The sequence below is a fragment of the Mesorhizobium sp. WSM4884 genome (assembly GCF_029625675.1).
Classification (GTDB): Bacteria; Pseudomonadota; Alphaproteobacteria; order Rhizobiales; family Rhizobiaceae; genus Mesorhizobium.
Window position 1 is genome coordinate 86,901 of record NZ_JARTVO010000008.1, and the last position, 11,260, is coordinate 98,160.

Sequence of the window (11,260 nt, forward strand, 5' to 3'; positions counted from 1 at the left end):
GCAGTCGTTTTCGGCGGAATCGGGATCCAGGCGGGCACCGTTTCTGTGCTATTTTTGCTACAACCGATCGGACTAATGGCCGGAATCCCCGCTTTTAGAGGTGCCAAAATCAATAAGCGCTCACATCCCCGAAAAATCTGTTAGATACTGCCCGAAAGCTCCGGTGGCAGGCTTGGGCAAATAAGCGTCTAGAAAAACAATAAGGCGCGGGGATAGTTACGGGGTAGAAATGACCAGGACGGGTAAAGTTACCGTCGGCTGGCGCTTTGCGCTCGCCATGACGGCGTCTATGCTGGCTTGCGGAAGCGCCAGCGCACTCACACTCAAGGAAGCTGTAGCAGTCGCCGTCGAGTCCAATCCTGAGATTGGGCAGGCGATCGAAAACCGCGAAGCCATCGAATTCGAGCTGCGCCAGGCAAAAGGCCTCTACCTTCCCAGCGTCGATCTGGAAGCGTCGACCGGCGTTCGCCGCCTGGACAATTCCTCCCGGCGCGCGCTCGACGAACAGCACGACGCTCTCTACCCGAACGAGGCGGACCTCACCGTTTCGCAGACGCTTTATGACAGCGGGGCAAGGCGGGCCGAATTGAACCGGCAGGCCTCGCGCGTGGACGGAGCTTCCTTTAGGGTGCTGGAGCGGTCCGAATTCATCGGGCTTGCGGTCGTCCAGGACTATCTCGAATACATGCTGCAGGCGTCGATCGTCGCCGAAGCGAAGAAGAACCTCGCCTTCCATCAGTCCATCCTCGGCGACATCAAGCAGGGCATCGCGGGCGGCGCGCTCAACGATGCCGACCGGCAGCAGGCCGAGGAGCGCCTTTATGCCGCCAAGGCGCGGATGCAGGAGGCAACGGAAGAATTGGAGGCGGCCAAGATCCGCTTCTTCAAGAATGTCGGCAAGCCGCTGACCAATCCGTCGCGGCCCGCCGATGTGGCCGGCGCGCTGCCGCGCTCGCTCGACGACGCGATCGGGCTTGCCCGGCAGAACAATCCACGCGTGCATATGGCCAACAGCGACATCGACGCCGCCGCATCGCTGGTCGACGCCGCGCGGGCGAAATACGGCCCCACGATCACCGCCGAGGGTGTCGCCAGGGGCGGATATGACATCGACGGCGACAATGGCGACACCAGCGACCTGCAGGCTCGGGTCGTGCTGCGCTGGAACCTCTATCGCGGAGGCATCGACAAAGCCAACGAGCAGGAGCAGATCCGCCGCACCAGCGAGCAGCGTCTCGCGCTGCATCAGGTGCTGCGCGAGATCGAGGAAGCCGTCCGCACATCGTGGGACCGCCGCTTCCGCCAGGCGGAACTGGCGCAGACGCTGCGGCTGCAGGCTGCCACCAACGAGAAGCTGGTTGCTTCCTACCGCGAGCAGTTCAAGGTCGGACAGCGCTCGCTGCTCGACGTGCTCGACGCACAGAACACCCGTTTCAACACTGCAACGCTGGCCGATACCTCGTCCTATGCGTCGCTGTTTGCCGAATACCGGCTGCTGGCCGCGACCGGGCAGTTGCTGAAGACGATGAACATCCAGCCGGCCAAGCAGGCCGCGGCCTACGCGCGGACGGAATTCGGCGTGCCGGAAACGGCCGATACCGAAACCTATGCGCGGACGCCGTCGGAGCAGAAGAACGACGTGCCGTTCGACATCCTCGCGCCGGTCAGGAAGAAGTAGCCGATGTAACCATCGATCTCTGGTCCTCCGGGGCGGATCGTGAACCAGCAACCTAACATCGTCTCGCCCAAGGAGGCTTTCAAAGCCTGCTTCTCGGCGATTGCAGCCTATCTCGGCCGGCCGAGCGCGGAGACCGTGCTGTTTGCCGGGGTGCCGATCTCGGAGACGCGCATCGAGCCGGACGACATCAGGCATCTCGCCGAACGCATCGGCCTCGAGACGCAGGCGTTCGGCCATCGCGATTTCGTGCGTGGCCGCGTCGATCTTCCAGCCATCGTCTTCCGTGCCAACCAGTCGCCGGTTGCGCTGCTCGCCGAGACCGAGACCGGGCAATATCTGACGGCGCCGCAGGAAAACGGCCGCACCACGATCGGCAAATCGGAACTCGCCGAGAGCTATATCAGCGGCGGCGCCTCCTTCTCGATCACCTATGACAACACCGCCGAAGAGATGACAGTCGGCACGGCGCCGAGGATCGAAAGGCGCCATTGGCTGACCGGAACGATGGGCGCCTTCTGGCGCACCTATTCGAAGGTCGCGCTGTCGGCGATCTTCATCAACCTGTTGGCGATCGCCTCGCCGATCTTCACCATGAACGTCTACGACCGCATCCTGCCGAACAAGGCGATCTCGACGCTCTGGGTGCTGGCGCTCGGGATCGGCGCGGCCATCCTGTTCGATCTCCTGCTGAAGACGGCCCGCGCCGCGCTGATCGACTATGCCGGACGCAAGGCGGATCTCAGGATTTCCTACCTGCTGTTCGAGAAGGTGCTCAACTCGTCCCTGGCGGCGCGGCCCGGCTCGACCGGCGAATACGCGAACCGGGTGACGCAATATGAATTCGTGCGCGAGTTCTTCACCTCGAACACGATCAGCGTGTTCATCGACACGGCTTTCGTCTTCGTCTTCCTGGCGGTCATCTACGCCATCGGCGGCTGGCTGGTGATCATCCCAGCCGTGGCCTTCGTTATCGCCGTCGTCGTCGGGCTGGTGACGCAGCGGCGCATCGGCAGGCGGGTCGCCGCTTCCATGAACGAAGCGTCGCAGCGCCAGGCGCTTCTGGTCGAATCGATCTCCACGCTGGAGACGATCAAGTCACTGCGCGCCGAGGCCTATCTGCTGCGCAAATGGCGCGAGCATTCGAAGAACGCGGCCAACACGTCGGAAAAGATCAAGGAGCTTTCGGCCGCCGCCGGCAACATCACCGGCGCCATCCAGCAATTCGTGACCGTCGCCCTGGTGGTTGCCGGCGCCTACGCCTTCTCGGAAGGCCAGGTCTCGACGGGCGCGATCATCGGCACCGTCATGCTGGCCGGCCGGGCGGTCGCGCCGCTCAGCCAGATCGCCATCACGCTCGCCCGCTTCCGGCAGGCCATGCTGTCGCTCAGGATCGTCAACACGATCATGTCGCAGCCGGAGGACCGGCCCGACACGGTCGGCTTCGTCAACCGGCCTATCCGCAGCGGCGCGATGCTGTTCAAGAATGTCGGTTTCGCCTATCCGGGCACGGAGAACGAGGTCCTGAGCGGGCTCAACATCGCCGTCAGGCCGGGCGAGCGGATCGGCATCATCGGCCGCATCGGCTCCGGCAAGACGACGATGGGCCGCCTAGTCGGCCGGCTCTTCCTGCCGACCTCCGGCGAGCTGCTGCTCGACGGCATCGACATCCGCCAATATCACCCGTCGGAGGTGCGCGCCGCGGTCGGCATCGTCGCGCAGGCCGGCGACCTTTTTTCGGGCACCATCAAGGAAAACCTTCTGATGGCCGCTCCGGAGGCGACCGACGAGGAGATCATCGATGCCGCGAAGGCCGCGGGCGTCGACGACTTCGTCTCACGGCATCCGCGCGGCTACGACATGAATGTCGGCGAGCGGGGCACCAATCTCTCGGGCGGCCAGCGGCAAGCCGTGGCGATCGCGCGGCTGCTTCTGACCAAGCCGAAGATCGTCTTCCTGGACGAGCCGTCGGGTTCGATGGACCTCGCCTCGGAACGGCAATTGATCAAACAGCTCAAGGTCGCATTCGACCGCAACACGACGCTGATCGTGTCGACCCATCGCTACAGCATGCTGGAGCTGGTCGACCGCCTCATCGTCATCGAGCAGGGCCGCGTGGTCGCGGACGGAGCGAAGGAACAAGTCATCCAGGCATTGCAAAAGGCGAATGCCTGACTGGGGCGCGTTGGGGAATGTTTGCAAGGGAAGATCGGCCGCCGCTTTTCGCATCGGCGTCCGTCTACATCATAGGGGCACTGTTCGTGGCCTTCACCGCCTGGGCATCCTTTGCCGAGGTCGACGAGATCGCGCGCGGCGACGGCAAGGTCATTCCCGCCTCCAAGACGCAGATCATCCAGGCGACCGAGGCCGGCGTGGTCCAGGAGATCGCCGTCAAGATCGGCCAGACCGTCAAGAAGAACGACCTGATCATCCGGCTCGACAATTCCGGGAACACTTCGAGCCTTGGCGAGGAGCAGGCCAAGGCGAGGGCGCTGCAGGCGCGCATCGCGCGGTTGAAGTATGAGCAGAGCGGCAATGTCGAGGGGTCGTTTCCCTGTCCGGCGGAAATCCAGAAGGTCGCGCCGGAAATCTGCGACAACGAGCAGAAGCTGCTGGTCGCGCGCCGCGAGAATTTCGAGGTGAAGCTGTCGGTGCTCAAGTCGCGTCTCGATCAGCGCGAGAAGGAGCTGGACGAAGCAACCGCCAATTCCGATCGCCTGTCCAAGAGCCTCGCCGTCAGCGATCAGGAAACGGCGCTGGTCGAATCGATGGTCAAGAAGGGGCTGATGGCCAAGACCGAGCAGATCCGCGTCGAGCGCGAGCAGGCCGACCTCCACGGACAGCTCAACCTCGCGGGCGAGACGATCAAGAAGACGCAGGCGGCGATCACCGAGGCGCAGCTCCAGGTCAACGAGCTCGGCCTGCAGCTGCAGCAGGAGGCGTTGAGCGACCTGACGCAGGCGCTGGCCGACCTGTCGGTGGTGGACGAAACCATCCGCGGCGCCACCGACAAAGTGGCAAGGACCGACATACGCTCGCCTGTCGACGGCATCGTCAACACGCTCGATGTCAACACGCTCGGCTCCTTCGTGCAGCCCGGCGCGGTGGTGGCCGGCATCGTGCCGACATCGGAGACCCTGCTTGTCGAGGCGCGGGTCTCGCCGCGCGACGTTGCCTTCATCCAGCCGGACCAGGACGCGCTGATCAAGGTCACGGCATATGATTTTTCGATCTTCGGCGGTATCGAAGGCAAGGTTTCCAATATCACCGCCGACAGCCTGGTCGACCAGAAGACGGGCGAGCCCTACTACCAGGTGCGCGTCGCGACCGAGAAATCCACGCTGCAAAGGAACGGCAAGACCTACTCGATCATCCCCGGCATGATCTGCTCGGTCGACATCAGGACCGGCCGCAAGACGATCCTCAACTATCTTTTGAAGCCTATCAACAAGGCGCGTCAGGAGGCGATGAGTGAACGATAACGCCGCCCGCCCCGACGCTCCGCGCGAACGGCTGCTGCCGTCGCTCGCGGCCGAGGATTTCGGCCCGGAGTTCCGGGTCGTGGCGCGTGGCGGCGTGCGCCGCGGCATCCGGCTGGAGCGCGCCTTCTGGGTATCGCTGAAGCAGATGGCCGAAAGCCGCAAATGCACGATCGGCATGCTGGTCGAAGAGATTGCCGAAAATCATCCCGACCAGGGCAACCTCACCTCGGCGATCCGGGTCGCGTGCATGAGGGGCCTCGCCGAGGAAAGCATGGAATTGCGCAAGCTCGCCTCGATCCGGACGATCAACGCAATCCTGGTCGCCTGCCCCTCGCCTGCCTTCGCGCTGTCGTCGTCGAAGAAGATCCTGACGTTCAACGCGCCGTTCCAGCAATTGGTCAGGCGGCAATTGCCGAACGCACCGGGCGACGACGGCAGGCAGGACCTCAAGCTGGCGCTGGACCTGAACGTCACCGACATCTTCGCCCGCCTCGATGCCAACAGCGAGACGCCCGTCACCACGGGCTTCGTCATCGGCGCCGGCGAGCGCCGCTACCGCGGCCAGCTCAGCGCGGTGCGAGCGCCGGTGGCCGAGCCGGAGCTTTTGATGGCGTTCGTCTTCAACGGGTAGGTCGCAAGCGCAGCATTTGACGACGCGGACGGTGTTGCGTTGGCAGGTCGTATGCGCCGGAGATTAGCCGGGACGCCTGTCACTTCGTCATCAACTCTGAGGAATGGCGGCGTCTCTGAGCCTAGCGTTTAGGGTGACGACGATCTTTCGCATGACGGCGGCGATGGCGACCATTGGCTTCTTGCCGTTGGCGCGAAGGCGTTTGTAGAAGGCTGCGAACTCGCCCCTTCCGGCAGCGGCGTGCAAGGCGGGCATGTAGAGCATGCTCCTGATCTCTGGTCGTCCGCCACGGATTTTGCGGTAGCCGTGTTTTTGGCCGCTGTCGTTTGGATGAGGCGCGAGCCCTGCAAGGGCTGCAGCCTTGCGGCGTGTCATGGTGCCGAGCTCGGGCAAGGTCGCCAAGAGTTTGGCCGCCACGATCGGGCCGAGACTGTCCATGGCCGTGCAGATGGCTGCCCGGTGCTTAAGGGTGGTGCTGTTGGCGATAAGCTCGCGGATGTCGGCCTCGATGGCCTTGATCTGATTGTCGACGGCTTTGATCAGCGCCTTGAAGGAGGCGGCGAGCTCGCGGCCGCCGGGGGCCTTGAGGCGGTTCTTCTCGGCGCCCCTGAAGGTCATGAGATCCTGGCGGCGGCGCACCAAGGCGCGCAGGCGGGTCTCGTCGGCGTCCCGAGCCTGCCACAGGCACAGCTTCTCCCAGCGCTCACGGCCATAGGCCCAAAGCATGCCGGCATCGATGGCGTCGCTCTTGCCGTGCGTGCCGAAGGAGCGGATGAAGCTCTTGAGCTTGAGCGTGTCGGCGCGGTGGCAGGCGATACTGGCGCGCAGGCACTCCTCGAGCAGCAGGCTTTCATGACCACCTGTCGGCTCGCACACGACAAGGTCGATGTGTTTGTAGCTCTTGAGCAAGGCGCGGATCGTACGCCGCTGATTGGCGATGGTGCGGGTGGTGGCGCCGTCATAGACGGTGATGGTGTCCTTGGCGATGTCGAAGCCGAGGCACAATTGCGGTTGTTGATGCAGGAAGGCCATGCTGGTGGTATCCTTAAAGGGCTTCGGATTGTTTGCGGGCGTGGCGTGAGCCAGCGGCCAATCAACTCTCCAAGCGATGGCGGACAAAGACGGCAGGGACCTTGATGACGTCGGGTGTTACCCGAACCTTGGGACGGTCGCCTGCCGCAGGGACTGCTGGCTGTGATAGGCCGCAGTCCCGGCCGCCAAACTACCCGATCCTTCTCAAACAATCCTCGGGCGGAGCAAGGAGCGAAGCGACGCGGCGCAGACCCGAGGATCCATGCCGTTACATTAACGCTCTGCCACGGTGCAGAATTCTGCTCCGTTGTACACTTCGGCGAATGTCACGGCATGGATCCTTGGGTCTTCGCTCCGCTTCGCGTCGCTACGCCCAAGGATGACGACGTTGGAAGGGCTTCGGCCAATCGCGAAGGTTCCAGGGTACTATCCTTGAATAGTTTAACCGACAAGCGGCCTAATTCGCACCAGGACTGGAACTCGCTGGCGTCACCGTCGCCTCAGGCGAAGCGCCCTCGCCCGGCGCGACCGTGGCGAAGCCGCCGGCGATATCGGCGATTTGCGCGCCCGACTTCGATCCGTGGATCCAGGCGCGATCGGTGCTGAAGGAATAGAGCGGGACGTAGTCGGGCAGGTCGCTGTCCATCGCCACGTTGTTGCTGAGGCTGTCCAAGATGAAGGTGCCGCTTCCCGTGCTCACCGACAGCACGGCATGAAAGAATTTCCGGCGGCGGTCCTGCAGCACGACGAGCGACATGCTCCGCGCCGGGATGCCGGCGCGCAGCAACGCCGCCATCTTCAATATGGCGAAATCCTCGCAATCGCCGGCACGATGCTCCAGGATTTCCGACGGCTTCGCCCAGTAGTCGAGCTTGCCGTAGACGGCGCTGTCCTTGCGATAGGCGATCAGCCGGTTGATGCTGCTGTTGACGAAGGACAGCTTATCGCGAAAACCCTTGCTGCCGGCGATGTCGATGATTGTACCAAACGCAGCGTTCTCACGATCGCAGGGACTTCCGGCCGTGCAGTCGACGATGGCCTTGTAGACAGGAGCCCAGCGCGCGGCGACCGGAAAGTTGTGCATGGACAAGGCCACCGAGCCGAACACGCCGGGGATGATCGCCCCAGTCTGGATCGGGTCAACCTGGCTCGGGTCGATGCCAGGGGCAGCCTCGCCGCCCGAACCCGCCGCCGGGTAAGCGTCGAGGGGTCCGTAAGCGCCGACGACGCCGGTTATCCGGTAGGCGGCGGCCGGCTGCCAGGGCTGCGGCCTGCTCAGCGAAACGCCGCCGAGAAGGGCTGGCGCAAACACCGTCTGGGGGGTCGGATTGGCCAGGGAGATCGTGCCGGCGGATGACTGATTCGCCACCCCCGCGAAGCCAATGGCCAGCAGCAGAACCTTGATCCCCGACACTCCAGGGGCAGTCTTTTGTATTTTCATAACGCCCACCTTTGACTGTGGACGCTACCAATCTTGTCTCAAATTATCGGAAAGGAAGGTGGGTAAATTTCCGCGAATCAATCTATTCTGTTTTCTATCAAATTTTATTCAAATTTATACTTCTATTTACCAAACCTGATTCGGGCTCCGAAATTGATCCGGCGCGGTTTCGGAGAATACATAACGCCATATATCATGTGGATTTACCAAGTGTAAAAAATGCAAATCTCTACATATTCGGGTATATGAAATAAGTTGAAGCTCTGTTGCAAAGTTCGGGCCTCGCATGTCTCTTTCCGGGAAATGCCGAAGGGGGCTTGAGCTATGACGACCAGTATCGAATTCGACGCCGTTTCCAATTCCTGGGACGACCACTCGACCGTTGGCGAACATCCGATCCCGGCGGGCGTGCAAGTCGCCCAGGCCAGCGGCCAGGCCGCGGGCGAGCCGGTGCCGGTCGATGTCGGCAAAGGCGCGCCGGCACAGGGCGCCGACAATGCACAGGGTGCGAACAAGCCGGCGGCGGACGCCAGTGCACCTGCCGCAAACGCGCCGGCGGCGAATGCCGCGGCCTCGAACGTTCCGCATGAATATCACGCCGAAGCCGGCAATGTCGTGAAGCTTCCGGCCAATGTGTCGATCGACAACATCAAGGTCGAAGGGCACAACCTCGTGCTGCAGCAGCCCGACGGATCCGAGATCGTCATCAAGGACGGCGCGCTCAACGTGCCGACCTTCATCATCGGCGATGTCGAGGTGCCGCGCGTCGCCTTGATCGCCGCTCTTGAAGCGAGCCATGTCGACGTCGCCTTTGGCGCCGACGGCTCGATCTCGGCCGGCGGAAACGGCTCGCCGAGCAGCGCCGGCGGCAATTTCGAGCATCCGGCAGGCGGGATCGGCGACGGCTTCGGCCTGACCTCGCTGCTGCCGCCAACGGACCTGGCGTTCGGCCAGCCGGACCATCGCGAGCTGTTTCCGGGCCTTCTGCCCGACTCGACGCCGTCAATCATCGACCTGACGCCAGAGGCCGGCGGCGGCGACACCATCGTCAATGAAAAAGGCCTGCCGGAAGGCTCCGGCGAGGTCGCGGCGCCAGGCGTCGACGGCGACCCCTCCGAACACAACACGGGCACCTTCACCATCTCCTCTCCCGACGGGGTCGGCTCGCTGACCGTCAACGACCAGGTGATTTCGGGCGCAGCCCTTGCCAACAGCGCGTCGACGCCGATCGAAATCACCACGCCGCTCGGCAACACGCTGACCATCGACGGCTACGACGCCGCGACCGGCCAGGTGAGCTACAGCTACACGCTGGAGCATAGTGAGACCCACCCAGCAGGCAGCGATCCGATCTTCGACAACATGACGGTGACGGTCACCGACACCGATGGCGACGTCTCCGCTCCCGGCACGCTGTCGGTGCGGATCGTCGATGATGTTCCGACGGCGCACAACGACAGCGCCACGCAGGCGACCGAGAACGCCCCGGTGACGGTGGACGTGTTCGCCAACGACGTGCCTGGCGCGGACGGCGTCAACATCGCAGACCCGACCAAGGTGAGCCTGGTGGCGAACTCGCTGACCGGCTCCGGAGCGGTGACCTACAACAATGACGGCACCTTCACCTACACGCCGGCCGCCGGCGAGCAGGGCACGGTGACGTTCCAGTACCGGATCGTCGACGGCGACGGCGACCCGTCGGTGGCGACGGTGACGATCAACCTGCTGAACGACTCGACGCCGACGATCGAGATCGGCGCGGGCTCCGACACCAGCGTCAACGAGGCGGGCCTGCCGCCGCGGGCCGGCGAGACTGCGGGCTCCTCGGCAACGGCCGGCGATCCGAACAATCTCGCCGACACCAGCGAGACCGCGACAGGTTCGCTCAACATCACCACGGGCGGCGACACGATCGGCCACCTCTATGTGACCGACAAGAACAACGTCCAGGTCGAGGTGACCAACGCGGCCGGCGGCATCCTGGTGCACGGTCAGTATGGCGACCTGACCATCACCGGCACGCCGGCGACCGGCTATACCTATTCCTACACGCTGCTCGACAACACCTCGGGCAACGGCACCCATGACGACTTCGCCGTCAAGGTGGTCGATTCCGACGGCGATCCCGCCTCCACCACACTTACCATCGACATCGTCAACGACGTGCCGACGGCGCGTGCCGATACAGACGCGGCGCAGTCCGGCGAAACGGTGACGGGCAATGTCGAGACCGGCACCAGCACCCACGGCACCGGCGCGGCCGACACGGCGGGAGCGGACGGGATCGCGTCGATCGCGTGGACAGGTTCGGTAACGAACAACGGCGTGACGACGGTGACGGGCGCGCATGGCGTGCTGACGGTCTACGCCAATGGCGATTACAGCTATCAGGCCACCCCGAACGCTCCGACCGGCACCGATGTCTTCAACTACACGATCACCGACGGCGACGGCGACACCTCGCCGGCGACGCTGACGATCGAGGTGACTGGCAGCCAGCCGCGTGTCGTGGCGGAGGTTGCGGCGGTCAACGAAGCGGGCATCAACACGACGCCACCGGCCGGCGACCTCGGCCCAGGGACGGTGGACGGCTCGCATGCGGGCGACGGCTCGGAAACCACGACGGGCACGCTGACCTTCTCGGATCCTGACGGGGCGACCGTAACCGGCGTTGAGGCCGGCAATGTCGGCAGCGACGTGAGCGGCAATGTCGGGACGAACATCAATGGGACGTACGGCATCCTGCATGTCAACGCGGATGGCACTTACACCTACACATTGACGTCGCCGGAGGCGAATGTCCCGGCGGGCAACGATGGCGCTAATTTGCAGCCCATACAGGATGTGTTCACGTTCACCGTAACCGATGGTTTTGGCAATACGTCGACCTCGACCATCTCGATCAATATCCAGGACGATGTTCCCTCGATCACCAACGCGGTCGTCGGCAGCTCGGTGACGCTCGACGAGACCAGCAACGGCCCGACGACGGACGGGGT

Annotated in this window: 7 protein-coding genes; 5 read left to right on the top strand and 2 right to left on the bottom strand. The window is 63.7% G+C overall.

Annotated elements, in window-relative coordinates; all coding sequences use genetic code 11:
* Positions 1–229 precede the first annotated feature (229 nt).
* Genes P9236_RS14815 through P9236_RS14830 form a run of 4 tightly spaced genes read left to right on the top strand, consistent with a single transcriptional unit; the run spans position 230 to position 5,788 of the window.
* On the top strand, positions 230–1,678 hold the full coding sequence (locus tag P9236_RS14815) for a TolC family protein (protein ID WP_278075377.1): 1,449 nt from the start codon (positions 230–232) through the stop codon (positions 1,676–1,678).
* A gap of 39 nt (positions 1,679–1,717) precedes the next feature.
* Positions 1,718–3,850, top strand: a complete 2,133-nt coding sequence (locus tag P9236_RS14820; RefSeq protein WP_278075378.1) for a type I secretion system permease/ATPase — start codon at positions 1,718–1,720, stop codon at positions 3,848–3,850.
* A gap of 17 nt (positions 3,851–3,867) precedes the next feature.
* Entirely contained in the window at positions 3,868–5,157 is a 1,290-nt protein-coding gene (locus P9236_RS14825) for an HlyD family type I secretion periplasmic adaptor subunit (protein ID WP_278075379.1), read from the top strand.
* Positions 5,147–5,788, top strand: coding sequence for a ribbon-helix-helix domain-containing protein (locus P9236_RS14830; protein WP_278075380.1), 642 nt, complete (start codon positions 5,147–5,149; stop codon positions 5,786–5,788). Before P9236_RS14825 ends, P9236_RS14830 begins: the two co-directional genes overlap by 11 nt.
* Before the next feature lie 90 nt (positions 5,789–5,878).
* Here the strand turns inward: P9236_RS14830 and P9236_RS14835 are convergent, their stop codons facing one another.
* The gene (locus tag P9236_RS14835; RefSeq protein ID WP_278075381.1) at positions 5,879–6,820 is read right to left on the bottom strand and encodes an IS110 family transposase; all 942 of its coding nucleotides are present in this window, start codon (positions 6,818–6,820) and stop codon (positions 5,879–5,881) included.
* 457 nt (positions 6,821–7,277) lie between these two features.
* The gene (locus P9236_RS14840) at positions 7,278–8,261 is read right to left on the bottom strand and encodes a transglutaminase-like cysteine peptidase (protein ID WP_278075382.1); all 984 of its coding nucleotides are present in this window, start codon (positions 8,259–8,261) and stop codon (positions 7,278–7,280) included.
* 324 nt (positions 8,262–8,585) lie between these two features.
* On the opposite strand from P9236_RS14840, the gene P9236_RS14845 reads away from it, so the two are divergent.
* Positions 8,586–11,260, top strand: a 2,675-nt coding sequence (locus P9236_RS14845; protein WP_278075383.1) for an Ig-like domain-containing protein, incomplete at its 3' end; no start/stop codon positions are given.

Bases quoted from the DNA above. Each gene is read 5' to 3' on its own strand.
- P9236_RS14815 (WP_278075377.1), top strand. From the start codon at position 230: ATGACCAGGACGGGTAAAGTTACCGTCGGCTGGCGCTTTGCGCTCGCC.
- P9236_RS14825 (WP_278075379.1), top strand. From the start codon at position 3,868: ATGTTTGCAAGGGAAGATCGGCCGCCGCTTTTCGCATCGGCGTCCGTC.
- P9236_RS14835 (WP_278075381.1), bottom strand. From the start codon at position 6,820: ATGGCCTTCCTGCATCAACAACCGCAATTGTGCCTCGGCTTCGACATC.
- P9236_RS14840 (WP_278075382.1), bottom strand. From the start codon at position 8,261: ATGAAAATACAAAAGACTGCCCCTGGAGTGTCGGGGATCAAGGTTCTG.